Source organism: Achromobacter xylosoxidans A8, assembly GCF_000165835.1.
GTDB lineage: Bacteria > Pseudomonadota > Gammaproteobacteria > Burkholderiales > Burkholderiaceae_B > Achromobacter > Achromobacter xylosoxidans_B.
This window is the reverse complement of sequence record NC_014640.1, coordinates 5,821,931-5,848,462: the sequence shown is the minus strand read 5'-3', so window position 1 is coordinate 5,848,462 and position 26,532 is coordinate 5,821,931. Positions and strand designations below refer to the sequence as shown.

At 67.3% G+C, this 26,532-nt stretch carries 16 protein-coding genes; 8 read left to right on the top strand and 8 right to left on the bottom strand.

All coding sequences use genetic code 11. The features are described from left to right. The first annotated feature begins 24 nt into the window (after positions 1 to 24). From AXYL_RS27035 to AXYL_RS27005, 7 genes are all read left to right on the top strand, one after another. A complete protein-coding gene (locus AXYL_RS27035; RefSeq protein WP_013396064.1) occupies positions 25 to 1,833 on the top strand; it encodes an ABC transporter ATP-binding protein in 1,809 nt (602 codons plus the stop codon). Continuing rightward, positions 1,827 to 3,581 carry an ABC transporter ATP-binding protein gene (locus tag AXYL_RS27030; RefSeq protein WP_013396063.1) on the top strand — a complete coding sequence of 585 codons (1,755 nt, stop codon included), beginning with the start codon at positions 1,827 to 1,829 and terminating at the stop codon, positions 3,579 to 3,581. Before AXYL_RS27035 ends, AXYL_RS27030 begins: the two co-directional genes overlap by 7 nt. Continuing rightward, positions 3,581 to 4,522, top strand: coding sequence for an ABC transporter permease (locus tag AXYL_RS27025; protein ID WP_013396062.1), 942 nt, complete (start codon positions 3,581 to 3,583; stop codon positions 4,520 to 4,522). The genes AXYL_RS27030 and AXYL_RS27025 overlap by 1 nt, the downstream gene beginning before the upstream one ends. Next, a complete protein-coding gene (locus tag AXYL_RS27020) occupies positions 4,522 to 5,469 on the top strand; it encodes an iron chelate uptake ABC transporter family permease subunit (protein WP_013396061.1) in 948 nt (315 codons plus the stop codon). Before AXYL_RS27025 ends, AXYL_RS27020 begins: the two co-directional genes overlap by 1 nt. Beyond that, a complete protein-coding gene (locus AXYL_RS27015; RefSeq protein ID WP_013396060.1) occupies positions 5,466 to 6,242 on the top strand; it encodes an ABC transporter ATP-binding protein in 777 nt (258 codons plus the stop codon). Before AXYL_RS27020 ends, AXYL_RS27015 begins: the two co-directional genes overlap by 4 nt. After that, positions 6,239 to 7,246 (top strand): siderophore ABC transporter substrate-binding protein, encoded by a 1,008-nt coding sequence (locus AXYL_RS27010; RefSeq protein WP_013396059.1) that lies wholly within the window; start codon positions 6,239 to 6,241, stop codon positions 7,244 to 7,246. Before AXYL_RS27015 ends, AXYL_RS27010 begins: the two co-directional genes overlap by 4 nt. 100 nt (positions 7,247 to 7,346) lie before the next feature. Beyond that, a complete protein-coding gene (locus AXYL_RS27005; protein WP_013396058.1) occupies positions 7,347 to 9,554 on the top strand; it encodes a TonB-dependent receptor in 2,208 nt (735 codons plus the stop codon). A 71-nt stretch (positions 9,555 to 9,625) separates the two neighbouring features. Here the strand turns inward: AXYL_RS27005 and AXYL_RS27000 are convergent, their stop codons facing one another. The 3 genes from AXYL_RS27000 to AXYL_RS26990 all read right to left on the bottom strand — a co-directional run bounded on the left by AXYL_RS27000 (position 9,626) and on the right by AXYL_RS26990 (position 14,221). Next, positions 9,626 to 10,984, bottom strand: a complete 1,359-nt coding sequence (locus AXYL_RS27000; RefSeq protein ID WP_013396057.1) for an MBL fold metallo-hydrolase RNA specificity domain-containing protein — start codon at positions 10,982 to 10,984, stop codon at positions 9,626 to 9,628. A gap of 17 nt (positions 10,985 to 11,001) precedes the next feature. Continuing rightward, positions 11,002 to 13,365 carry a D-xylulose 5-phosphate/D-fructose 6-phosphate phosphoketolase gene (locus AXYL_RS26995; RefSeq protein ID WP_013396056.1) on the bottom strand — a complete coding sequence of 788 codons (2,364 nt, stop codon included), beginning with the start codon at positions 13,363 to 13,365 and terminating at the stop codon, positions 11,002 to 11,004. Positions 13,366 to 13,609: 244 nt separating this feature from the next. Further along, the gene (locus AXYL_RS26990; protein ID WP_013396055.1) at positions 13,610 to 14,221 is read right to left on the bottom strand and encodes a class I SAM-dependent DNA methyltransferase; all 612 of its coding nucleotides are present in this window, start codon (positions 14,219 to 14,221) and stop codon (positions 13,610 to 13,612) included. 166 nt (positions 14,222 to 14,387) lie between these two features. On the opposite strand from AXYL_RS26990, the gene AXYL_RS26985 reads away from it, so the two are divergent. After that, on the top strand, positions 14,388 to 20,558 hold the full coding sequence (locus AXYL_RS26985) for an autotransporter outer membrane beta-barrel domain-containing protein (RefSeq protein WP_013396054.1): 6,171 nt from the start codon (positions 14,388 to 14,390) through the stop codon (positions 20,556 to 20,558). A gap of 20 nt (positions 20,559 to 20,578) precedes the next feature. Here the strand turns inward: AXYL_RS26985 and AXYL_RS26980 are convergent, their stop codons facing one another. The 5 genes from AXYL_RS26980 to AXYL_RS26960 all read right to left on the bottom strand — a co-directional run bounded on the left by AXYL_RS26980 (position 20,579) and on the right by AXYL_RS26960 (position 26,514). Further along, entirely contained in the window at positions 20,579 to 22,156 is a 1,578-nt protein-coding gene (locus tag AXYL_RS26980) for a serine hydrolase (RefSeq protein ID WP_013396053.1), read from the bottom strand. A 7-nt stretch (positions 22,157 to 22,163) separates the two neighbouring features. Next, positions 22,164 to 23,336 (bottom strand): hypothetical protein, encoded by a 1,173-nt coding sequence (locus tag AXYL_RS26975; RefSeq protein WP_237709941.1) that lies wholly within the window; start codon positions 23,334 to 23,336, stop codon positions 22,164 to 22,166. Beyond that, positions 23,333 to 24,478 (bottom strand): D-alanyl-D-alanine-carboxypeptidase/endopeptidase AmpH, encoded by a 1,146-nt coding sequence (ampH, locus tag AXYL_RS26970; RefSeq protein ID WP_041654315.1) that lies wholly within the window; start codon positions 24,476 to 24,478, stop codon positions 23,333 to 23,335. Before ampH ends, AXYL_RS26975 begins: the two co-directional genes overlap by 4 nt. 152 nt (positions 24,479 to 24,630) lie before the next feature. Next, a complete protein-coding gene (locus tag AXYL_RS26965; protein ID WP_237709940.1) occupies positions 24,631 to 25,548 on the bottom strand; it encodes a LytTR family transcriptional regulator DNA-binding domain-containing protein in 918 nt (305 codons plus the stop codon). A gap of 150 nt (positions 25,549 to 25,698) precedes the next feature. Further along, positions 25,699 to 26,514: a substrate-binding domain-containing protein gene (locus AXYL_RS26960; protein WP_013396049.1), complete on the bottom strand. Its 816-nt coding sequence runs from the start codon at positions 26,512 to 26,514 to the stop codon at positions 25,699 to 25,701. Positions 26,515 to 26,532 lie beyond the last annotated feature (18 nt).

The window sequence follows — 26,532 nt, the reverse complement described above, 5'->3', positions numbered from 1 at the left end:
CCCACATCTGAGCACTTCGATTTCATGAGCAGTTCTGAAGCAGCCGCGGCCAAGCCTGCAAAGCCCGGCCCGCTAGGCCTGGTGCTGGCCCCCATACGCGGGCAGTTAATGGCAGCCGCTGTGCTGGCCGCAGTGGGCACCATGCTCACGTTGGTGCCGCTGGCAGGGATTGCGCACATCGCCAGAATCGTCTTCGCCGGCCTCGGCGCCGGGGACTCCGCATCTGCGCCAGCCTGGACCGATATCGGATGGACCGTCATCGCCAGCGTCGCGTGCATGTTCGCGGGCATGGGGCTGATCTCGGCCGGCGAACTGACCGCCCATCTGGCCGACAACCGCCTTACGCATCGCCTGCGTCTGGCCGCGGCGCAGCGGCTGTCCCAGGTGCCGTTGGGCTGGTTCACCAGCAAGGCGTCGGGCGAGGTCAAGCAGGCGATGCAGGACGACATTGGCACGCTGCACAGCCTGACCGCCCATTTTTATACGGCAGTGGGACGCGCCGCGGGCGCCATCGTCATTTCGGTTGCTTACCTGTTCGCGCAGGATTGGCGCATGGCGCTTGCGGCGCTGTTGCCATTTCCCGGCTTCTTCCTGTTCCTGCGTCGGGCCATGAAGGCCGGAGCGGCGAACATGCAGGAGTTCGTCGAGCGGCTTGGGCGCCTGAACGGGGCAACGGTGGAGTTCGTGGGCGGCATTCCCGTGGTCAAGGCGTTCGGCGACGCGGGCAAGGCGCATCGCGGCTATCGCGAGGCCGTCGACGCCTTTGCCGAAGCCTTCGCCAGCTTTACCCGTCCGCTGGTGGCGGCGATGGGCCATGCCCACGCCATGATCGCGCCGGTCACGGTGCTGGGCGTGGTATTGGGCTTTGGCACCTTGTTCGTCGGCCTGGGCTGGATGGCGCCCGTGGACCTGCTGCCGTTCGCGCTGGTGGCGCCGGGAATATGCGCGCCGCTGTTGTTGCTGCACACGCTGCTGCACGACCTGGGTAGCGCCGCGGGCGCGGCGCAGCGCGTGCAGGCCCTGCTGGAGACTCCCGTGCTGGAACCGCTGACGTCCGGACAGGCGCAAATCCCCGAGGGCCATGAAGTCCGGTTCGAGAACGTGGGCTACTCCTATGGCGGGGAACGCCGGACGCTGTCCAACATCAATTTCACGCTGGAGCCCGGCACGGTCACGGCCATCGTCGGTCCGTCAGGCGCGGGCAAATCCACGCTGGCGCGGCTGCTGCTGAGATTTTTCGACCCCGATGAAGGGCACATCACGCTGGGTGGCGCCGACCTGCGGCGGATCGAGAGCGCGCAGCTCTACCGGCGCATCGGCTTCGTGCTGCAAGAGGTGCGCCTGATCCATGCCAGCGTGCGCGACAACATCGCGCTGGGCCGGCCGTCCGCCACCCAGCAAGAGATCGAGGACGCCGCGCGCACCGCCAATATCCATGAACGCATCCTGGCGTTGCCGCGTGGCTACGATTCGGTGATCGGGGAGGACGCGCAGCTCTCCGGCGGCGAACTCCAGCGCGCCAGCATCGCGCGCGCGGTGCTGCTGGATCCTCCCGTGCTGGTGCTGGACGAGGCCACGGCGGCGGCCGACGCCGGCAACGAGATGGCAGTCCAGGGCGCGCTGTCGCGCTTCGCCCGGGGGCGCACGGTGATGGTGATCGCACACCGGCTGGACACGGTGATGCATGCCGACCGGATCCTCGTGGTCGAGGACGGCGCCATCGTCGAACAAGGCAGGCATGAACAATTGCTGGCGCAAGGCGGCTGCTATGCCCGGCTGTGGGCGCAGGGTGGCTATGCATCCTCCGAAGCGACCGAGGAGGCGTCATGCTGAAGACCTTCATGCTGCTGCTCGGCAAGGATGCGTCCGTCCTGCGCCGTTACGTCTCGATGGCCATCGCCTACGGCGCGCTGTGCGGACTGACGATTACGGCGCTGGTGCCGCTACTCACGCATCTGCTCGAAGGCAACGTGAGGGCGGCCGCGCCGTGGCTGGCCGCGCTGTTGGCCGGAGTGGCGCTGTGCTGGGGCCTGCGCCGCCGTGTGGAGCGGGCCGGCGTGCGGGTCGGCGTCGCCATTCTGCAGGACGCCCGCCATCGTCTTGGCGACCATGTCGCGAGCCTGCCGGTGGGCTGGTTCACGGCGGCGAACACGGCCCGTCTGGGGCATCTCGTGACGCAGGGCATGATGTCCCTGGCGCAGCTTCCCGCGCACGTCTTCACTCCCGTCATCGCCGGCGTGGTGACGCCCGCGGTGCTGGTCGCGGCCCTGTTTGCGCAGCACTGGCTGCTGGGGCTGATCGCGCTGGCTGCGCTGCCGCTGCTGGCTGGTGTCCTGCAGTTCACGGCTAGGTTGGCGCGGCGCGCGGATGATGCCTTTCAGCAGCGCTTTGCCGACGCCAGCCAACGCATGGTCGAGTTTGCCCAGGCCCAGTCGGTGCTGCGCGCCTTCAATGGCGAGGGCGGCGGCACGCGCCTGCTCGAACAGGCCGTCGAGCAGCAGCGCCAGTCGGGCGCGCGCCTGATCTGGTTGTCGGCCGGGGCGGCCGTGCTCAACGTCTGGGCCGTGCAGGCCGTCTTCGCTGTTCTGCTGATCGCCGCCGCCTGGTGGATCGACGGCATCCTGGGCAGTCCCTTGGCGGCGGGACAGATCGTGGCCGCGATCGTGTCGCTGCTGCTGGCGGTCCGCTACATCGATGCGCTGCTGGAGGTGGCCGGCTATGGCGAGGTGCTGCGCGGCGCGCGCGGCCAACTCGACGCCGTGGACGCGCTGTACGCCGTCCAGCCGTTGCCGGAGCCCGCGGCGCCGCAGGAGCCGCGCGATGCGTCGATCGAGCTGCGGGATGTGCATTTCCGCTATGCCGAGGATCAGCCCGAGGTGCTGCGCGGGGTCGATCTGCGCGTCGAACCGGGCAGCATGACCGCGCTGGTCGGCGCATCCGGCTCCGGCAAGACCACGTTGGCGCGGCTGATCGCGCGCTTCTTCGACGCGAGCCAGGGCAGCGTGCTGGTCGGCGGCGTGGATGTGCGGCAGATTTCCAGTGCGCGGCTGGCGGGCCAGATCAGCCAGGTCTTCCAGGACAACTACCTGTTCACGGGCTCCATTGCCGACAACATCCGCGCCGGCAGGCCCGGCTGCAGCGATGCCGAACTGATGCAGGCCGCCAACCAGGCGGGCTTGGCGGGCATCGCCGAGCGCCTGCCGCAAGGGCTGGACACGCCGGTGGGCGAGGGCGGTGCGCGCCTGTCCGGCGGCGAGCGCCAGCGCATCGCCGTCGCCCGCGCGCTGCTGAACCAGGCGCCGATCCTGCTTCTCGACGAGGCCACCGCGGCGCTGGACGCTGAGAATCAGGCCATCATCACTGAGACGCTGGCGCGGCTGCGCGGCCAGTGCACGCTGGTGGTGATCGCTCATCAGCTCTCCACGGTGGCGATGGCCGACCAGATCGTGGTGTTGGAGGACGGGCGGGTCGTCGAGCAGGGCACGCCCATGGCATTGCGCGCGCGCCAGGGGCGATACGCGCAATTCCTGGCGCAGCGGCAAGCCGCCAAGGGCTGGCGTATCGCCGGGGCGCGTTACTGATGCGCGCAAGCTTGTTCGGCCTGTTCATCGTGCTTTGCGGCGCGTCGCTGCTGGTGGGCGCGCGCCAGATCGCATGGCCGCAGCTGTTCTCGCTGTCGGGCGACGCCTGGCTGACACTGACGGCGAGCCGGCTGCCGCGTCTGGCGGCGGTGGTGCTGACGGGCATCGGCTTGGCCGTCTGCGGCGTGATCCTCCAGCACATCGTGCGCAACAAGTTCGTTGAACCCGCAACCTCGGGCGGACTGGACGCGGCCAAGCTCGGCATACTGGCATCGATGCTGCTCATGCCCGCCGCCGGGACGGCGGGCCGCATGCTGTTCGCATTGGGCTTCTGCTTAGCGGCCAGCCTGCTGTTCGTGGCCATCGTCCGCCGCGTCAAATTCAAGAACACGGTGCTGGTGCCGGTGATCGGCCTGATGTACGGCGGCGTGTTGAGCGCCATGGCGGAGTTCTACGCCTATCGCAACAACATCATGCAGAGCATGCAGGGCTGGCTGCTGGGCGATTTTTCCAAGATCGTGCAGGGCAACTACGAGATCATCTACCTGATCCTGCCCATCGTCGCGCTGACCTATCTGTACGCGCACCGCTTCACCGTGCTCGGCATGGGTGAAGGCATGGCCGCAAGCCTGGGCCTGAACTATCCAGCCACCGTGGCGCTGGGGCTGCTGCTGGTGGCCGTCACCGTGTCCGCCACGGTGATCACGGTCGGCGCCATTCCTTTCGTGGGACTGGTCATTCCGAATCTGGTCGCGCTGCGCTACGGCGACAACCTGGGCCGCACCCTGCCCATCGTGGCGTTGGGCGGCGCCTCGCTGCTGCTGGCCTGCGACATCCTTGGCCGCCTGCTGATCTACCCGTTCGAAGTGCCTATCGGCCTGACCGCGGGCGGGGTGGGAGGCGTGCTGTTCCTCCTGCTGATCTTCTGGAGGCACAGGTGATGCTTGCAGCCTCCCGGCGAGCGGTGTGGATGGCGGTCATTGCATTGGCCCTGGCTTTCCTGTTCTTCCGCTCCAACTTCGACTTCGGCTACATCATCCCCAAGCGGCTCGCGCGCTTGGCGGCCATGCTCATCGGCGGCGTCTGCATTGCCTGGTCGTCCATCGTGTTCCAGACCCTTGCCGGCAACCGGATCCTGACGCCGGCCATCATGGGATACGAGGCTGTCTACCTGCTGTTCCAGTCCCTCATGATCCTGGCCATGGGAGCGCAGAGCCTGGCCCTGCTCGGCGCGAACGGCAACTTCTTCCTGTCGGTGCTGCTGATGCTGGCCTACTCATGGATCATCCATCGCTGGCTGTTCCGCGACGGCAGGCAGAACGTGTACTTCCTGCTGCTGGTGGGGTTGGTGCTGACGATGGTGATCGGCACCTTCACGCAGTTCGTGCAGCTGAAGACCAGTCCAGGCGAGTTCTCCATGCTGCTGGGCTTTACCCAGGCCTCTTTCAACAAGGCAGAGCCCGGGCAACTGCTCGTGTCCGCCCTCATCGTCGCGGGCGTGTGCCTGGCGGGCGTCAAGAGCTTGCCGACGCTGGACGTGATCTCCCTGGGGCGCGACCAGGCCGTTTCCCTGGGTGTGGACTATCAGCGCGTTTTGCGACGGCATCTGGCGCTGATCGCGGTGCTGGTCGCGGTGTCGACCAGCCTGCTCGGACCCACGGCGTTCATGGGCATCTTCGTCGCCAACATGGCCTATGCCTTGACGCGTACGCGCCGGCACCGGGCCACGTTGTCCACCGGCTGCGCCATCGCCATCGCCATCTTCATCCTGGCCCAGCTTGCGGTCGAACATCTCTTCAACTACCGGACCAGCGTAGGCATCCTGGTCAACCTGGTGTGCGGCGCGTGGTTCCTGGCGCTGATGGCGCGCTCGCGGGGAACGGCATGATCACGATCCGGAATCTCTCGAAAAACTATGGTCCGAAGACCGTGCTGCGCGATGTGAGCCTGCAGTTTCCCGCAGGACGGCTGACCTCGCTAATCGGTCCCAACGGCGCGGGCAAGACGACCTTGCTGATGATGGCTGCCCGCCTGCTGGAACCCAGCCAGGGCGAGGTCCTGATCGAGGGCGCAAGGGTGTCGGATATCCGCATCGGCGATTACGCCAAGCGTGTCGCCACCCTGCGCCAATCGCCGGACTTCAATCTGCGCCTGACGGTGGAAGAGCTCGTTGCCTTCGGACGGTTTCCCTACAGCCGCGGCGCGTTGACGCAGGAGGACCGCCGCCTGATCGACGAGGCCATCGCGTTCCTCTCGCTGGAGCCGCTGCGCGCGGCCTATCTCGACGAACTCAGCGGCGGGCAGCGGCAGATGGCGTTCCTGGCCATGACGATCGCCCAGCAGACGGATTGCCTGTTGCTGGACGAACCGCTCAACAACCTCGACATCAAGCATGCGGTCCAGATCATGCGCGCCTTGCGCCGCCTGTGCGACGAGCACGGCCGCACCGTGATCTTGGTGGTGCACGACATCAATTTCGCGGCCAGCTATTCCGACCACATCGTCGCGATGAAGGGCGGGTCGGTGCATAGCGCCGGCAGCGTGGCGCAGGTCGTGACCGAGGAGCGGTTGCGCGAGCTGTATGGGCTGGACTTCGAGATCACGCAAGGCGCGCGCGGACGTCTGTGCAACTACTTCAATCCATCAGGAGAACTGACATGATCCTCAAGCACGGACGCCGGGCATGGGCGTTTGCCCTGCTGGCCGCCGCGGCGGCCGCGGTGCAGGGCTGCGGCCAGGAAGCGGCCGAATCGCCGAAGGCGGCGGCACAGCCGGCCGCCGCCAGCCCATCGACGCAGCGCGCCTACGAAACTGTCACGGTGCAGCACAAGCTGGGGACCACCGTGATCAGCAAGCTGCCACAGCGCGTGGTGGCCCTGGATATGAACGAGGTGGACTTCCTCGACCAGTTGGGCGTACCGGTCGCCGGCATGCCGAAGGACTTCGTGCCGAATTTTCTTGCCAAGTACAAGGATGCGCCGGACGTGCTGGACGTGGGCGCTATCGTCCAGCCCAATCTGGAACGGGTGCACGCAGCCAAGCCAGACCTGATTCTGATCACCTCGCTGCAGGCCAACCACTACAAGGAATTGAGCGAGATCGCTCCGACCATCCACTTCGACGTGGACTACCGGGACAGCGAGGCCAATCACATCGAGATCATCAAGGACCACCTCCTGACGCTGGGGCGCATCTTTGAAAAGGAAAGCCTGGCCCGCGGCAAGTCCGCCGAACTCGACGCCAAGGTCCAGGAGGCGAAGCGCCTCATCCAGGACCGTCCCGAAAGAGCGCTCATCGTGCTGCACAACAACGGCGCCTTCAGTTCATTCGGCATGCAGTCGCGCTACGGCTTCATTTTCAAGGCCCTGGGCGTGAAGCCCGCCAGCCCCACCGCCGAGGCCGGCCTGCACGGCCAGCCCATCTCCAGCGAGTTCATCCAGCAAGCCAATCCCGACATCCTCTACGTGGTGGATCGCACCGCGGTGATGGAGCGCGGCCCCACCTTGAACGCCGAGACCTTGACCAATCCGCTCTTACGCCAGACCGCCGCCTTCCAGCACGGCCGCGTGGTCTTCGCCGATGCGCAAGCCTGGTACGTCATGGCCGCCAGCGTGAACTCGCTGAAGCTCATGATCGACGACGTCATCAAGGCCTACCAGAACTGAGGCCGTCCGCGGATCGGGGCAAGTTGCCGGTTCATATGTAAATGATTCCCAGTCGCCTGATGTCGAAGGCGACCTAAAGCTCAACTGAACGGAGCATTCCATGAGCAAACGTCGCCATAGCGGCCGCGTCGCACGTCCTTCCTTGCACGCCAGGTACGCAACCCCCGTCCTTTCCCTCAACCATCTGACTGCAGCATTGTTCGGACTGACCTTGGGCGCCGCTCCCGCGGCGTGGGCCCAGCAGACCGCCGAGGCGGCGGTGAAAACGCTGCCGGCCGTGACGGTGACCGGCCAGGCCGATGCGCCGGCCACGCCCTACGCGGGCGGGCAGGTGACCTATGGGGGCCGCGCGGGCTTTCTGGGCGACCGCGATTTCATGGATACGCCGTTCTCCGTCATCAGCTACACGGAAAAGTACATCGAGGACCTGCAAGCCCAGGACATCACCGATGTGATCGCCAGGACCGATCCTTCGGTGTTCAGCAACGGCGTGACCGGCGCCTGGAGCGAGAACTACTCGATCCGCGGTTTCAGCTCCAGCACCACTGATATTTCATTTGGCGGGCTGTTCGGCATGGCGCCGTACTACCGGACCTCGCCGGAAATGTTCGAGCGCATCGAAGTCCTGAAAGGGCCGTCCGCATTGCTGAACGGCATGCCGCCCGGCGGTTCCGTAGGCGGCACCGTCAACCTGGTGCCCAAGCGCGCAGGCGCGGAGCCTCTGACGCGCCTGACCACCACCTACATGTCGGATTCGCAGTTCGGCGGGCACATAGACCTGGGAAGGCGTTTCGGCGAGAACCAGCAGTTTGGCGTGCGCTTTAACGGCATGTACAGAGATGGCGATGGCGCAGTCGATCACCAGAAAAAAAAGGCGCAACTGGCCGCGTTGGGCCTGGACTGGCGCGGCGAACGCGCGCGCGTTTCCATCGATATGTATGACAGCGATGAGCGTGTGGACGGCGTGACCCGAGGCATCAACCTGGCGCCGGGCATAGGCGTGCCCAAGCCGCCCAAGCCCGAAACCCTGCTGAATCCGGACTGGGCCTACGTGAAGAACCAGGACAAGGCGGCCATGATCCGCGGCGAATTCGACGTGAGCGACAAGCTGATGGCCTACGCAGCGGTGGGCACGAGCCGGTCCGAGTACACCTACAACGGCGCCATGGTGGCGCAGGTGTTCAACGAGGCGGGCGACTATCGCACTTCGATGGGCCAGTTGAACATGAACGTGAAGAAAACGTCGGGAGAGGCCGGCTTGCGGGGCAAGCTGCAGACTGGCGGCATCAAGCACCAGTGGGTGCTGAATGCCACGTACTACTCGGACAACCAGCGCGACTACGGCCGCCGGACGGTGCCTGGGGCGGACTGGGTCACCAACATCTACAACCCGGTCTGGGGGCCGGCGCCAGCCACCAGTTGGCCGCCGATCCTGCATAGCAAGACCCGCCTGGTCAGCTACGGCCTGGCTGATACCTTGTCCTTCGCGGAGGACCGGGTGCAGCTGACGCTGGGCGCGCGGCGGCAGGAGGTCCGCACCGACAACTACAGCGTCGCGACCGGGGCGCGGACCAGCCGCTACGATGCCAGCGCCACCACGCCCGCCGCCGCGCTGCTGATCAAGGCGACCGACAACATTTCCGTGTACGCCAATTACATCGAAGGCTTGAGCAAGGGCCAGACCGCACCAGTCACCGCCGCCAACGCCGGGGAGCTGTTCCCGCCCTACAAGACCAAGCAGACGGAGCTCGGCATCAAGGTCGATCTGGGGGATTTCACCCATACCGTCAGCCTGTTCGAGATCAAGCGGCCCAGCAGCTATACGGACCCCGTCACCAACGTGTTCTCGTTTGGCGGCGAGCAGCGCAACCAGGGCGTGGAATGGGGCTTCTTCGGCGAGCCGATGCGTGGCTTGCGGCTGATGGGCGGGGTCGCGTACATCAATCCCAAGGTGACCAAAACTGCTGTCGCCGCCAACGAAGGCAAGCAGGCCACCGGCGTTCCCAAGCTCCAGGGCAAGCTGGGCGTGGAATGGGATGTGCCGGCGCTGCAAGGCCTGACGCTGACGGCCAATGCGACCTCCGTTTCCAAGCAGTACATCAGCGCCGACAACTCGCTGTCGGTGGCGGGACGGACGACCTATGACGTGGGCGCGCGCTACGCCACCAGAGTGGCCGACCGCCCGATCGTGCTGCGAGCCGCCGTCAACAATCTGACGAACAAGGCCTATTGGGGCATGCCGCAATTGTCGAGCCTGGCCCTGGGCGCGCCGCGCACCTTCATGCTTTCCGCCTCGATGGAGTTTTGACGGGGCGGGCTTCAGGCGGCATTCGTGGCGATATCCCCGGCCTGGCGCGCAGTTTCAGCCGGGGACGCTGCTCACAGTTCATATCTGTGGTCCTGCAGCGGCACGGTGGCGTGCCAGCTGAGTTCGCGTTCGATGCGCTCGCGCAGGGCCTCGGAGGCCTCGGGTTCGCCATGGACGATGAAGACGCGCCGCGGCGCTTCTTGAAAGCCGGACAGCCAGCGCATCAGTTCATCGCTGTCGGCGTGGGCCGACAGCATGGGCAGTTCGGCGACTTCGGCCTTGATGGGCGTCCACTGGCCGTAGATCTTGGTTTCGGTGGCGCCGTCGAGCAGCTTGCGGCCGCGCGTGCCGGCTGCCTGGAAGCCGGAAAAGAGCAGGGTGTTGCGGTGGTCGTTGCCAAAGGCGGCGATGTGGTGCAGCACCCGCCCGCCCGTGGCCATGCCGCTGGCCGAGATGATGACCTTGGGGTAGCGGTTGGCCGACAGCGCCTTGGATTCCTCGACATCCCGCACGTAGGTTACGGCGGCGCAGGCGGCTTCGTACTCGCGCGGGGACAGCTTGTGTTCCCCTGCATGGCGGTCCAGCAGTTCGGTGGCGCTGGTCGCCATGGGGCTGTCCAGATAGACCGGGACGTTCCGCAGCCGGCCGGCCTGGCGCAGCGTCCACAGTGCGTGGATCAGGGTCTGCGCCCGGCCCACGGCGAAGGCGGGGATGACCACTGTGCCGCCGCGCTGCACGGTGCGTTCGATGACGGCGCCCAGGGCCTCGACCGGATCGGCGGGATCATGGCGCCGGTTGCCGTAGGTGGACTCGATGACGATGTAGTCGGCGCGCGGCACAGGTTCGGGATCGTGCATCACCGGATCGTCGTAGCGGCCCAGGTCGCCGGAGAACACCACGCGCATGCCGCCGATGTCGATCTGCGCGGTGGTCGCGCCCAGGATGTGGCCGGCGCGGCGCAAGGTCAGCGTCGCGCCGCCGGGCAGGGCGGTCTCCTGGTGCAGCGCCACGTCGGCAAAGCGCGTCAGCGCGCGTTCGGCGTCGGCCACGCGATAAAGCGGCAGCGCCGGTTTGTGCTTGGAAAAGCCTTTGCGGTTGGCGAAGTCCGCATCCTTTTCCTGCAGGTTGGCGCTGTCCAGCAGGATCAGCTCCGCGACATCGCGGGTCGCGGGCGTGGCGTGGATCTTGCCCTTGAAGCCCTCGGCCACCAGCCGCGGCAGGTAGCCGCAATGATCGAGGTGGGCATGCGTCAGCACTACCGCGTCGATGTCGGCCGGCGACAGGGGCAAGCTCTGCCAGTTGAGTTCCCGCAGGTTCTTCAGGCCCTGGAACAGGCCGCAATCGATCAGCAGGCGGGTGTCCGCGTGGCTCAGCAGGTGCTTGGAGCCGGTGACGGTACCGGCGCCGCCCAGGCAGGTCAGTGTGAGCATAATGTCCTTGTGCCGCATCAAGAAGGGGTGGCGAGGTCGGCGGGATCGCCCCTGCCGTCGATGGCTTGCAGTCGCGGCGTATCCAGCACGTCCTCGCGGCGCCAGCCGGCTACGGCGGCAGCAGCGTCGACCGCGTGCGCCCAGGTGCAGCGGTTGGCGAATAGCATGCCGGGCACGTCCAGCGTGCCGCCGCGGCTGATGTAGCCCAGCGCCCGGGTGCGGGCCGGGCCGCCGTCCAGCCGGCGCAGCACGCCCAGCATGGGTTCGGGGCGCGTGTGGCACAGCAGCACGCGCGGCAGGCCGGGCGGGAAGAGCGCATGGACGGCGTCGTCGGACAGCACGAAAGCAGCCTCCAGTTCGTCGCGCGGCGCTCGCAGGCGGCCGGGCTCCAGCACCACGGACACGCAGCATTCATGACCCAGCCGCGCCAGATGGGCGCGCGCCTTCAGGGCCTCTTCGAGCTGGTAGGCGCCGATGGCGACGAATTGCAGCGCGCTGCTCTGCGGGTCGCCCACGACGTGGGCCGCGCCCTGTTCGACCAGGGCCTGCGCGGCCCGCGCGTCGAAGCGCTGCGCGCCGTCGCGCTTGGACACCACCATGCAGGCCACTTGGGCGCGCTGGGCATAGACCGCGCGCAGCGCCGCTGCGGCGCTGTTGCCGTCGACCGGGAACAGCACGCGGGAGGTGTCGGACATTTCGCCCAGCAAGGCTTCGCCTATGGTGGGGTCCTGGTGCGATTGCTCGTTCTTGGCGTTCTCCCAGGTGTGGGAGGTGACCACCAGCGGCACCGCCAGCCATCCCGGCGCCTGCCCCAGTTCCTTCTTGCGGCGCGCGAAGATGATCTCCTGGCGCAGCAGGCCCAGCATCTTCACCGCGAAGGCCTCGTAGCTGACGATGAGGTTCAGGCCGCCCTTGTTGGCGAGCGCGGCGGCGGCCACGGCTTCCTCGTTCAAGGCGGTGATGACGGCGCCGTGCTGGTCCTCGGCGACGCCGGCCTCCGGATGGTCGACGCGGTGCTTCAACAAGCCCAGCGTGCCGCCCATCTTGTTGCTGGCCAGCTCGTCCGGATTGCCGATGCGCACCCGCAGGCCCGAGTTGGCCCGCACCAGCGCCACGAACCAGCGGTCCAGCGCGGCCATGGCGCTGCCCTGGTTGCCGGTGGTTTCCCAGGCAGGTTCGGGCAGAGCGGGGGCGTCGGGATGCCGGTGCGCCATGGAGTGTCCGCTTTCCTGCGGGCGTTGCTGCGCTTGGTGATTGGCCAGTGTGGCCAGCGCCGCGTCCAATTCCGCTTCCGGCACGAACAGCCGGGCGGCGCTGGCGTTGAAGGCATCGCGCGCCGCGCTGTCGGCGTGCGGATTGCCGCCCAGCGGCAGGTTGTGCGCGGCATTGGTGCCGGCGCCCGGAAAGCCGAATCCCTTCTCGGTCTCGGCGATGACATAGGGCAGCCGGGCGGGATACTGGAAGTCCGGCGCCGCCAGGTTCGCGGCCAGCGCTTCCTCGGCAGCCAGGATGGCCCAGGCGATGGCTGCCGGATCGCGGCCGTCGACGATCAGCGGGTCGAAGCCGTTGTGGCGCAGGTCCTCCGCCAGCCAATGCGCGCCGCCTTCCTGCACGATCTGCGTGCGCTGCTCGATGCGGCGGCCATTGAGGATCATGACCGGCACGGCCTGGCCGCAATCCTCGGCGCGCCACCAGCGCGTGGCCCAGTCGGAGCCGCGTTGTTCTTCGAAGGCGCCGTCGCTCAGGAAGGCCACCAGGCTTTCTCCCGGCAGGGGCATGTGCACGTATTGCAGGCCGGCGAAGCCGAGGTAGCCGCCTTCGGACACGGCGCCCGCAGTGTTGGGGCCGGCGTGGCTGCCCAGCGGCACGGCCGGCAATCCCCGCGCGTCGATGGCGTAGGAATAGAAGTCCGTGATCAGGCGCCCCAGTCCGGCCTCGCTGCGGTCATAGCGGCCGCGCTGCGCCGGCGACACGTCGCCAGTCAAAGCGTTGACGGCCTCGATGGCGGCCACGCAATGGCCCTGGCCCATCAGCCAGCCGCGGGTCTTGCCGCTGAGCGCATTGGCCAGCAGATAGGCGACGAAGGCGGGCGCCATATTCAGCGAGCCGCCGGTATGGCCCTCGGGGTTGGGCTTGAAGTCCTCGGCGCCCAGCGGCGCGCCGTTCAGGTCGATGCGGCGGGCATAGGTCATATGCGCCACCACGTTCATCGCCGCGCAGCTTAGGCGGTCGGCCGCGGCCAGCATGGCGTAGGCATCGTCCGGGCTGGCGACCTGGCCGCTGGCCGCCAGGCGCTGCACCAGCGCGTCGACGCGGTCCACGGTTTCGGCGCGGTGTTGGATGGGGCCATGGCCAGATAGCCAATACTCGCGGAGTTTCATCGCGGGGTCCTTTGAAGTTCGCCTTGGCACAAGGCGGCAAGGCGCTTCGCGTATCCTTCATCGCCGGGTAGCGAGAGGATAAGTCTTTGTATGAGTGCCGGGTCCGCCTGATCGAGGTGAGGGAAACCGAAGAGGCTAGGTGGGCCTCGCGCGGCCCATGAGGGACCGCGGCATGTTGATTATGGCGCAGAGGGGCGTTGTCCGGCGTTGTGCGCCGGTCAAACCTTGAGGTAACTCAAAGGTTTTATCTGCGCCGTTGTGCCAGCCAGATGTTCGCGCCGCCGCAGGTCTTGTCGGCTTCGACGTGGCGCATCACTTCGAAGCCGGTCTGGCGCAACAGTTCGCGATACTCCGCGGTGTCCAGGCTGCCGTGATAGAGCGGCTGGCCTTCGAATTGCCCGATGGCTTCGCCCAGATGGGTCCCGCTGGTGAACATCAGCGCCGCGCCCGGCGCGGCCAGGCGCTCGAAGGCGTCGAACATGGGGCGCTGGTCTTCCGGCCGCAGGTGAAAGAAGCTGTGCCAGGCGATCAGCCCCTGGAATGGGCGCAAGGGCGGCAGGCTGCGCATGTCCGCTTCAATCCAGCTGTGTTCAGGGAACGAGGCTCTTGCCCGCGCAAGCAGCGCGTCCGAGGCATCCACGCCGGTCAGCCTGCAGCCGCGTTCGATCAGATGGCGGGCGATGGGGATGCCGGTGCCGCAGCCTATGTCCAACACCTCGGGAGCGGGGCCGGGCAGCAGGTCCAGGAACGCCTCCAGCCAGGCGCGTTCTACCAGCTGCTTGCCGCGCAATTTCTCGAAGGCGTCGGCGTGTTCGCGATACAGCGAAATCACATTGTCGGCGGGCGAGGTGGACATGTCGGTGTTCCCAGAGAGTTGCGATTTTCCCATGCCTGGGCAATCCAGAGCTGGTGGCGGCCATCCGCCGCTCATCAGCCAGGATGGTTGATTCGTCATCCCAGACTTGTGGAGCGGGCGGGGAACGGCGATTTTCTCTATCTGCCCTATTTTCGCCGCCGCCGCCATGACCCTACAACAAGACATCCCAAAGCCCGGCCGCAACGGCCTGCGGCTTACCTGGCTGGCGTTGTGCTTGCAGGCAGGCATCTCCACCGTGTACCTCTTCGGGCGGCCGGCCTGGGCGCAGACGGCGCCGCTGGCCTATCAGTTTCGCGGCGCCGACGGCACCTGCTGTTCCAGCGGCGAACACCCCAATAATGGCCATGACGGGCAATGGGGCCAGCGTGACTTCGTCCAGACCGACAGCAACCAGCGCATCAGCGCCAGTGCGCCCGGTCAGACCGGCATCCTGATCGACGTCAGCGGAGGCAAGGGCGGCAACGGCAGGGACGCCGACGTGAACCATTGGGGCGGCAATGGCGGCGGCGGGCGGATCGTCGATTACACCTTGTCGGCCAGCACGGTCAATGCCGCGGGCCGGGGAATAGACCTGTACTCGGCGGGCGGCAACGGCGGCCTGTGGGGCAATGCGGACGGACCCAACGGCGGCTACGGCATCGGCGGCGACGGGCATCAGGCGCGTATCACGCTCAACAACGCCACGATCGTCGGCACGGGCTTTGGCATTGCGGTCCAATCCTGGGGCGGCGCGGGGACCGACAGCGCCATCGCCAATGGCTTCGACAGTGCGTACACGTCCGGCCATGGCGGCAGCGCAGGCTTGGCATCCGTGATCCTGCAAGGCGCGAGCTCGGTGACCGCGCGCGGGCCGGGACCGGACGGCGTCAGCGCCGGAGTTGGACTGATATCGTCGGGCGGGCAGGCCGGGGCGGCCGAGCATACGGGGGACTTCGGCGGGCATAGCGATGCCGGGCGGGGCGGCGATGCCTCGGCTGTTACGTTCATGTCCTCGGCCGGGACTGCGGTCAACGGCCATGGCGACGGCGTGTATGGCGTGATCGCCCGTTCCATCGGCGGCAATGCGTCGACCGCCAACGATACCGACACCAAGGCCGCGGCGGGGGGCAATGCCGGCCAGGTCAGCGTCAGCAACGGCGGCGTCATCAAGACCGACGGCAATCGGGGTATCGGCGTCTACGCGCTGAGCCAGGGCGGCAATGGCGGCAATGGCGGCAACGGCTCCTGGTTCGATGGCCACAATGGCGGCGCGGGCGGTGCGCCCGGCGCCATCGTCATCACCAATACCGGCACGATCACGACCGGCGCCAACGCTACTGTCGGCGCGAAGGGCATCATGGCCAGCGTGCTGGGCGGGGAAGGCGGCCCGGCGGGCGCCAACGGCGCATTCGGACAAGGCGGCAATGGCGGCGCCGGCGCGGTCGCGGGCCAGGCGATCACGATCACCAATGCCGGCCGCATCAGCACCTACGGCAACGATGCGGCCGCCGTCATCGCCAACAGCGCGGGCGGCGGCGGCGGCTTGGCCTCGTCCAGCAACGGCATCATCGCCGTGGGCGGCGGGCATGGCGGAACCGGCGGCGCGGGCGGCGGTATCGCCATGGCCAATAGCGGCGGCATCGACACCTCGGGCGACAACAGCGCCGCGGTGCTGTTGCAGAGCATAGGCGGCGGGGGCGGGTTGGGCGGCGACGCCAACAGCACCGGCGTGATCGCGTCGGTCGCGATCGGCGGCACGGGCGGCGCGGCAGGCAATGGCGGGCTGGTCCAGTTTTCTTCGCAAGGCAAGATACTGACGCGCGCCGGCAACGCCTCGGGCGTGATCCTGCAGAGCATAGGCGGCGGTGGCGGCAGCGGCGGATCGGCCAATGCGGTCGGCGTGGGCGTGGGGTTGAACGTCACTGTGGCGACCGGCGGCAAGGGCGGCAGCGGCGGCTCCGGCAGCCTGGTTTCATTCACGCAGGCCAGCCAGGGAACGATCACGACGCTGGGCGCGCACAGCAATGGCGTGCTGGCGCAAAGCATAGGCGGAGGCGGCGGCAGCGGCGGGCTGGCCAACTCCCGCGCCATCACGATCGCGCCGCCCTTGGGTGACAAGCCCAGCGGCACGGTCACGGTTGCGGTGTCCAACGGCGGCGCGGGCCAAGGCGCGGGCGACGGCGGGACCGCCGCGTTCACGAATGCGGGGGGTATCCACACCGCGGGCGCGCAAAGCAATGGGGCGGTGGTCCAGAGCATAGGAGGCGGCGGCGGCAATGGCGGCGGGGTGCTGGCGCCGGTCAAGATTCCGACCATAGGCAACTCGCTGGTCGACCTGCAACTGAGCGTGCGCCATGGCGGGCAGGGCGGCCAGGGCGGCAGCGGCGGACGGGTGCGGGCCGGCAACGCCGTCACGGGCATCATCGCCACCCAGGGGACGGGGGCGGCTGGCCTGGTCGCGCAAAGCATAGGCGGGGGCGGCGGCAACGGCGGCATCGTCCAGGCGCACGACGCCAACTCGTTCAATGACATCCTGGGCTCGCCGGCCAGTCTGGCGGGCTTGCTGGACAAGGCCGCGAGCTGGCTGGAGCAGACGCCGCAGCTGGCGTTCAGCAAGGCCGTCAATCTGTCGGTCGGCGTCACGACCGGCGGCAATGGCGGCGCGGGGAACGGCGCCAGCGCCTTCAATGTGCGCAATGACGGCGCCATCTCGACGGCGGGAGACCACGCGCCCGGCATCCTGGCGCAGAGCATCGGCGGCGGGGGAGGCAATGCGGGCACGATAGATTCGGCGGGCGCGTCCAGCCTGCTGTCCAGTATCGATGCGCTGATCAAGGCCGCCGCGTCGGGCGTGCAGGATCTGTTCACCGTCGCGCTGCCGCAAACCAGCATCACCCACCAGACTGGCGGCAACGGCGGTGAGGCGGGCGCGGGCGGCGGCAGCGCTGCGGATCCGGCCATCGTGACGAACACGGGAGTCATTGCGACGCAAGGCAGCGGTTCGGCGGGCATCGTCGCGCAGAGCATAGGCGGTGGCGGCGGCAGAAGCACAGCCAGCGGGCAGGATCTGCAGGCGGTGGTATCGGCCGGCGCGGGCAGCCAGGCCCCAGCGATCATCGACAAGATCACCCGCATCGTCAGCCTCCTGGGCACCAAAGGCGGGTCACTGCTGGGCTCCCTGGTCAATGTGCGTGCCGGCGGGGTGGACGGAGCCAGCGGCGCGGGCGGCGCCGTCATGGTCGACGCCAGCGCCGCGACCAGCCAGATCTCCACGCAGGATTACCAGGCGCCGGGCATACTCGCGCAGAGCGTGGGCGGGGGCGGCGGCATTTCGGTGGTCGACCAGCCCCTGTTTCTGTGGAACCAGACCGCCGCGGCGATCACGCTGGGTGCCGCGGGCGACCCGAAGCAGGGTTCCTCGACCAGCACGGGCGGCGCGGCCAGCGTGGTTCATGGCGGGACGCTCGCGACCCGGGCGGGCGGCTCTGCCGGGCTCATGGCGCAGAGCGTGGGTGGCGGCGGCGGGGTCAGCACGCTGGTCCTGCGCAATGCCAGCCTTGCCGCCATCCAGCAGGAGGCCTCGCTGGCGGTCGCGTTGGGCGCCGAATACCCGTCCATCACCAACACCTTCGGCATGGTCCAGGCGTCCGGCGGCACGGTGAGCGTGGCCAACAACATTGGCCGCGTCACCACGCAAGGGTGGTTCTCTCCAGGGATCCTGGCGCAAAGCGTGGGCGGCGGAGGCGGCATGGCGGCCGTGTCGTCCAGCGCGTCTCTCACGGGCATCGACATTCAGCTGGGGAGCACCGCGAAAGCTGGGGGAGGCGGCTTCCTGGGCAACGTCACCGGTGGCGGAGGCAGTGTCAGCGTCGCCAACACGGGCGGCAGCGTCGTCACGAACGGCGCGCTGTCCTTCGGCGTGCTGGCGCAGAGCATAGGGGGCGGCGGCGGCCTGGTCATGGTGGATAACGGCGCGGGGCCAGCCGCGAATGCGGTGAACCTCACGTTCGGCTCCAGTTCGCCGATGGTCGGTCCGGGAGGAAGCGTTACCGTGACGCAGGACGTGGGCGGCAGCATCGTCACGGCCGGCAAGAACTCGCATGGCATCGTCGCGCAAAGCATAGGCGGGGGCGGCGGCATTGCCGGCCTGGCGACGCGGCCCGGCCTCGTGACCTTGAAACCCGTCGGATCCCCGGCGGCAGGCGGCGACGGCAATGCCGTCAACCTGTCCATTTCGGGTACGGTCGCGACCTCGGGCAAAGGCGCCGCCGGCATCCTGGCGCAAAGCGTGGGCGGCGGCGGCGGGCTGGCGGGCGACCAGTCGTCCGCGCAATACACGACGGGCCTCATACAGAACGCGGGACTGACCGGCGGCCAGGGCAATGGCGGCAGCATCAACGTGGCCATCGGCACGGGCGGCACTGTCCAGACTTCCGGCGCCAACGCGCCCGCGATCCTGGCGATGAGCGTGGGCGGGGGCGGCGTGTTCAAGGACGGCGCACTTTATCAATACAGCACGCCGGGCAACTACCCGGCATACGGCGGGCCGGTAAGCGTGGCCATCGGCCATGCCGCGCAGGTCGTCGCCACCGGCGCCAATTCGCCGGCCGTGGTCGCGATCAGCAATGGCGCCTATGGCGGAGGCCGGGCGGTCTCGGTCAGCCTGGAGCAGAATGCCTTGATAAGCGCCGACGCCAAGTCCGGCACGGGCATCCTGGCCATCGCGCCGCTGGCCAGCACCACCATCACCAATGCCGGCACGATTCAGGCGAAGACGGCGATCGACGTGGCCGGCCAGACCGTCGTCAACAATAGCGGAACCGTGGCGGGCGACGTGCTGATGGGTAGCGGCAGCCTCTTCCATAACAACGCCGGCGCCAACCTGTACAGCGGCGCCCGCTTCCAGGGCGATCTGGCCAGCGCCGGCATCCTGAATCCGGGCAGGCCGGGCGTGTTTGCCGCGACCCGGATCACGGGCGCGCTGAACCACACGGGAACCTACCGGCCCGATCTGGACTTTGGCGGCCACAACAGCGACTTCCTCTCGGTATCGGGCGCATCGACCTTCGCGGGAACGGTCCGACCCGTGCTGCGCAATCCCGTGAAGAACGTGTGGCTGGGGATAGGCCATTTCGATGCCGCGCAAAACAGCATGCCCGCGACCGCAAGCGACAGCCCCTTGTTCAACTATGCGCTGAAGAACAACGGCGCCGGCGGCTTGCGCGATCCGCTCATTTCGGTCGACGCCAATTTCACCCCGTCGGCATTGCCGCTGAGCGCGGATCGCGCGAGGATCGCGAACTCGTTGCAGGCGCTGTGGGATCAGGGGAAACAGAGCGATGCCGCCACCTTCGACAAGCTCACGGGGATCCAGACGGCGGACCAGTACCGCGACGCCTTGAACCGCATCGCCCATGACGGCCAGTTCGCCCGCGCCGCCAACCAGATGCATGCGTCCTACGCGTCGATGAACCGGATGATGAGCTGCCCGGCGTTCGTCGGAGAAAGCACCATCCTGCGCGAGGGCGATTGCGTCTGGACCCGTCTGGACACGAACTGGACCCAGCGCAAGGCCACCTCGGACGACGAAGGCTACCGCGTGCGCCAGAGCACGCTCACGCTGGGCGCGCAGCGCGAGATCGCCACCAACTGGTTCCTGGGCGGTTCGCTGAGCTACGCCTATGGCAAGACCACCTCGGCCTCGGATCTCTCGGGCAATAGCGATACCTACGCGGGCGGCCTGGCCTTGAAGTACAACAATGCGCCGTGGCAGGTGTCGCTTGCCGTGCATGGCGGCGTGGAGAAGAGCAGGATGTCGCGCGGCACGCTGGACGGCGTGGCCAAGAGCAAGCCGGAATCGTCCTTTCTGGCGGCCAGGCTGCGCACCGCCTACGAATTCAGCCAGCCGTCCTGGTACTTGCGGCCGTACATGGACCTGGACGTGAACCACATCCGGCAGGACGGCTACGACGAACAAGGCGCGGGCGCCTTCAACCTGAAGGTGCGCGGCAACGACACGACCTCGTTCATGGTCTCGCCCATGATGGAACTGGGCGGACGCAAGGACCTGGCCAACGGCTCGACCTTGCGCTCATACGTGGCCGGCGGGATGAGCTTTCTGAGCGGCGGCGACGTGGTCAGCACCATGCAGCTCAATGTGCCAGGCGCGGCGCCGTTCACGCTGCGGTCCGGCATGCCCAGGACCTATGGCAATCTGTCCGCAGGCCTGGAATACGTCACGCCCAAGGGCGTGGAGCTGAAGACGGAATACGCTTTGCGCGGCAATGGGGAATACCGCGACCAGTCCCTGACCCTGCGCGCCGCCTACCGTTTTTGAGCTGGCGGCGCGCGGGGCGGCTACTTGCTGGTCCAGCGGCCCAGGCCGCTGTCGTCGTAGAACTTGATGTCGAAGCCCTGGGCCCGCCCCTGGTCCATCTTGAAGACGATGGACGCCAGCGATGCCACCAGTTCGGCTTCGCCCGCGGGCGAGAAGGCGTAGGTGTCGCCGTCCCAATGGCGCAGGGGGAAGCGCATGCCCTTGGGACCCAGCACCAGGGTCAGGACGCCATTGGCTTCCTGGATTTCGGCAGGGCCGTAGTAGGGGTTGTCGAACCTGCCGGTGTATTGCGACAGCGCTTTCGACGCCGCGGGTTTGGCGGGTTCGGCCTGTCCGGACAGATCGGCCTGGGGTTCGAAAAAGGCCTTCATGGCGCCGTTGTAGGCCGCAAACCAGTCGCGCGTGGGCTTGCCGTACAGCGCCGTGTCGATGAACGATGCCGCGACGGATTCGGCCGCGCCCACCGGCGCGCCATTGGTCAGCACCACGATGCCGATGCCGGCGGACGGCACGATCCTGAACGTCGTCCCGGTCCCCATCAGGAAGGCGCCCGAATGCCCCATCGAGGGGCGTCCGCCCAGTTCGGTGTTGACGTTGAAGCCGTAGCCGTAGAAGCCGGAACGCGAATCCAGGTCGTGCGCACGGGCGCTGAATGCCTGGGCCGTCAATGCGGGCAGCAGCGCGCCCGGGGCGATCATGGCTTTGCCTTGGTACTGCCCGTCAGCCAGCAGCAGCTTCAGCCATTCCGCCATATCGACGACCGTGGAGGACACGCCGCCCGCGGGCGCCTGCTGGTCCGCGTCACGCTGGCCCGAGGGCACGAACTTGCCTTTCTGGAACGCATGCAGCACGGCGCGATTGGCGTGCGCCTCGAAGTCGCCGTAGCGGTAGCTGGTCGACTTCATGCCCAGCGGCTTGAACAGCTGTTCATCGGCAAGCGCTTCCCAGGGGCGTCCGGCGGCCTTGGCCACCGCTTCCGCGCCTATGGTGGTGCTGAAGTTGGCGTAGTGGTAGGACGTGCGGAACGCGTCCAGCGGCAGCAGCCGCAGGCGGGCGATCACGTCCTGGCGGGAAAATCCCAGGTCTTCGAGGTCGTCGCCCGCCGTGCCAGGCAAGCCGGAGCGGTGCGCGAAGAAGTCGCCGATCGTGGCGCTTTCGGACACGTAGGCATTGCTCAGCCTGAAGTCCGGCAGATAGCGCGACACCGGATCGTCCCAGGCGGCCTTGCCCTTGGATATTTCGATGGCCGCCACCGTTGCCGACAATGACTTGGAGATGGACGCGATCTGGAACACGGTCTGCGCGTCCACCGGCGCCTGCTTGCCCGCTACGCGCGTGCCGTAGCCTTGGGCCAGCACGGTCTTGCCGTCGATGACCACCGCCACCGCCATGCCCGGTACCTGGCTGCGCTGCATGATGTCCGCGATGATTCGCGGCAGGTCCTGCACTGCGCGTTCCTTGCTGCCGGCCGGGATCGCTACCGCGTCGGCGGGCGGGGTCGGCCCGTTGGCGATGGGCACGGGTTGCGACCAGGCGGACGGGGCGCTGCCCAGCGCAAGTACGATTGCGGCGGTGATAAGCGTATGTTTGCGGTTCATGATGGCCTCAGAATCCTGCTTGGTAAGCGATGCGAATAACGCCCTGGTTGATGCGCAGGGCCTGGTCGCGCTGATGCGTGAGCCCGGCCTGCACGATGAAACCCAGGGGAGTGACATAGGTGACCGCGCCTGAAATTCCCCAATCCGTGTCGTCCAGCAAACCATGCTGCGCCAGCTTCTGGCCGCTGCCGGACAACTTGCGCACGGCGGCCGTGGCGGTCAGTTGCCAGCGGTCGCGCGACAGCGACACCGAGGTTACGCCGTTGCCATTGGAGACGGGAGCGCCGCGAAAGGCGCTGGAATAAGTGGCTTCGTTGAACCAGCTCAGGTTCCATGAGTTGGCCAGCGGCGTGTCGTAGCGCAAGCGGGCCGACACCGTGTTGGCGCTTTTGCCTTGTCCGGGATCCAGATGCAGCCGGCCCGCGTCCAGGCCGCCCGACAAGCCTTCCAGCCCGGGCAGGTCGCGGAAGTCGTAGGAGAGGATGAAGGACTTCAACTGGTCGCTGAACAGCGGCGGCTGATCCGGTCCGATGAGACCGCCGTCCAGGCTGAAGCGGCGGTTCATCGCGGTGTTGTCGCGCTTGAACAGGATGGCGGCCACGGAATGCGTGCCTTGGCCCGTGGTATCGAGGGTGTAGCGCCCCCCCAGCCCGATCGAGCCGCGGAACTCCGAGTTTTCGTTGAAGCCTGTGTACAAGCCGTCGATCACGTGCCAGGCGTCGCCAAAGCCCAGGTCCATCTTGCCGCCATACAGCGCGTAGTTGTCCGCGGTGTAGGCGGCGAACAGGTTGTCCAGGTCCACGCCCAGGTCGGAAAAGGCGTTGTCCTTGGTGTCGTTGGTGGACGAATTGAACGTCGCCTTGGCGCGAACCGAAAACTGCCGGTTCAACTGCAACACCAGCGCGGCTTCCGCCGTGGGCTGCACGCTGCTCCAGTGCGAGCGCGGCAGCTGGCCGTTGTCGTCCTGCACGCCGAAGAAGCCGGTGTAGCCGGTCATCAGCAAGAACCTGCCGTTCAGCCGCGGATAGGTCTCGCCGCCTTCGCCCAACTCGCTGTAGGGCGTGAGGAAAATCTCCGTCTTGAAGATGTCCCGGGCTTCCTGCGCGCACGCGCCTTGCGCGGCCACGGCCAGCAGCGCTGCCGCCGCGGCCTGGCGCAACGTGGGACGCCTACCGCTCACCGCGCCAACTCGGCCGCCAGTTCACGCACCTGAGAGTGGATGTTGTTGAACATGGCGAAGTTCACGCGGCTGGCGACGACGAACACGCCCAATCCGCGGTTGGGCGACAGGACGGCGTAGGACATGAAGCCGCCCAGGCCGCCGCTCTTGCCCAACAGCAAGGGCGCGCCGTTGCGCGGCAGGGTCACCACCCAGCCCAGCCCCATGCCGTCGGCGTCGGTGACTTCCGTGCCCACGACGGATTTCAGCCCGTCATAGGGCAGCCACATCGTGTGGGCCAACAGGGCGGCTTCCTTGGACTGTTTTGCGCTGTCCAGATGCCAGCGCATCCAGCGCGCCATGTCGTCGGCGGTGGAGTAGACGCCGGCGCTGGCGTACATCACGTCGGGCACCACGGCGTTCGGGTCTGGCTTGTCGAAGGGGTCGAGGCCGGTCATCAGGCGTTTCTTCTGCGCATCGCTCAGCGCATTGGTGGTGTCCGTCATGCCGGCGGGCTTGAGGACCTCGTCGGCCAGCACGGTCGAGTAGTCCGCGCCGCCGGCCTTGGCCAGCGCGTCGCCCAGCAGGCCGTAGCCCAGGTTTGAATACAGCGTGGTCGTGCCTGGCACATAGGCCGGCTTGTGGCTGCCGACCCACTTCCAGTAATAGGCGCGGTCGAATGCGGCGAAAGGGTTGTCGGAGGGCTTGGCGTCCGGGTTGGGCAGTTCGCGCGGCAGGCCCGCCGAATGGGTGGCCAGGTCCAGCAGCGTCAGCGGACGGCCGTTGGCGTCGACCTTGGCATGCTCCGGCGCATACTTCGCCAGGGGATCGGTCAGCTGGAGCTTGTTCTTGGCCGCCAGCGCCGCCAGCACATCGCCGGCGAACACCTTGGATACTGAAGCGATCCTGAATATGGAACGGCCATCGGGCTCCACGCCGCTGCCCGGCGCGGTTTCGCCATAGCCCTGGATCACGACTTCATCGCCGCGCACCGCCGCGATGAGCAGTCCGGGTGCGCCGGAGTTCAGGTACAGCTGCATGCCGGCCATGGAGACGGCGTCCTGCAAGGCCAGGTCGGCCGCGCGGGCCTGGCTTGCGCCCAGCGCGCAGGCGGCGCTCAGGGCAAGGATGGCGAGGCGCGTAGGGGGGCGGAACGTCAGCATGCGGTTCTCTCTGGGTGACTCGAGGAACGGGTGTTCCTCCGCATGCGCGATGATCCCAAAAACTCGTTGCGCGGCCACTTCCGCCAGGACGAAACAACATGCCGGCATGACGAACTGCATATTGCCGGGCCGTCGCTGCCGGGTCGCCGGATTCAGATTCCCATGCGTTCGCGCAGCGGTTTGCGGTAGGAGCGGGACACCGGCCAGGTCTCGTCCACGGCCCGCATCCTGATCAGCCACTTGTCGACGCTGCGGCGGTCCACGTCCATGACATGCAACGCGTTTGCAATGGCGGTCCGATGCACCCGGAAGAAAGTCTGCTCCGGCAGCAGGGTCGACCATACGCCGAGCGCGCGCGAGTCCAGCACCATCGATCCATCCTCGAGCCAGATTTCGCTGTAGTTGCCGGCGGAGCGCACGCCGACGATGGTTTCGGGCTGCACGCCGCGCACCACGCCGCGCATGCTGAGATAGATCACCGATGTCACGTTGCCATAGCCGGCCGCGCGGCTGCGGTCGCGGGCGTTGCCGTACTTGGCCTGTCCGATCAGGTTGGCGCACTGGTACAGGGCGCGGACTTCGTCGGCCGACCAGGTGCGGTGCCGGACCGTGGTGTCGAAGCCGATGATGCCGTAGAGCTTCTGGTCGTGGAATATGGGCACGCTCAGCACGCTCTTGTTGCCCTGGCGCTGAAACTCGACCTGGATGGCGCGGGCGGTGCGGGGCAGGTCGTTGACGTCATGGATGGCGACCGCCAGGCCCTTCACCATGAACTTGTGCAGCCAGGCGATCAGGGTGGTCGGCACGTCCTGGAGTTCGGCGACGAAGGGCTCGGTCTGGCCCCGACACCACTCGTGGGTGTTGCGCAGGCGCAGCATGTCGGGACGGTATTCGATCATCCAGGAGCGGTCGACGTCGGAGGTCTCGCCCATATAGGCCAGCTGCTCGGAGATCGCGTCGTCGGCTGGCAGCTTGAGCAGGCTCATCGCGCAGTGGTAGAGCCAGTCCGATGAGGGATCGGGCTCGAGCAGGGTGGCTGAGTGCGTGTTGTACTGACCTGCATCCTTCACGTGCGATGTCCCCCGGCGGCTTCGTGGCGCTGCGTCCGGACGCGAGTCGTGCCGCGCGCCCAGCGGGGATTTTCTCTCCGGTAACCATGGATTACAAGAACAGCAAGGCGTGGAGCGGTACCAGTTCGAGGCGGTCGAACCTAAGGGTTTCTACTGAGCATGCACCGGTTCCAGTCCGTTCCTCGACAGGACCTGGCGCACGTTGGGCGACCGGGCCAGAAACACGATCAAGGCGCGTGCCGCTTCCGGATTCTTCGCGGACGCCGAGATGCCCGCCGAGAATACGGTGTATTGCTGCAACGACTCTGGCAGCTTGCCGACAAATGCGATGCCGGGAACTGCCAGCAGCTCACTGACCTGCTGCATGCCGATTTCGGCCTCGCCCCGGGCGACCACGGCGCCGACTTTTTCGCCCGAAATTTTGCGGCTTTTGGGCAACACTTGCTCTTCGATCCGCATTTTCTTGAGCATCTCGGTTTCGTAATAGACGCCGCTCAGACTGGATGAGTAGGCGATCGAGCCAGCCCGCAGCAGCGCCGCCGCAGCCTGTGCTTCCGTGGCGATTTCCGGTATCGGACTGCCGCTGCGTACGGCCAGGCCCAGGGCGGATTTCATGATGTCGACCTGGCTTTCGGGAACGACCAGCCCCTGGGCGGCAAGCCTGGCTAGCGAGTCCTTGGATGTCAGCACCACGTCCGCGGCCTCTCCGCGTTCCAGGCGGCGTGGCACGGAGGTCGGCACGGAAGGCAAGGATGAACCAAAGCTGGCAGCGACCTCCAGGTTCAATTCCTGTCGATAGAACGGTTCCAGTTGTTCGTGCACGGCGGAAACGGCGCCAGATGCAAGCAGGCTGACGGTGTGGCTGGGGCGCTGGGCCGCCGCCCCGTCCGCGGCCTGCAATGAACCCCCAAAAAACACCGTGGCCCAGAACAGCGCAATCCGGAATGCCAGGGATCTCTTTTTCATGTCGTCTCCTTGCGCGCC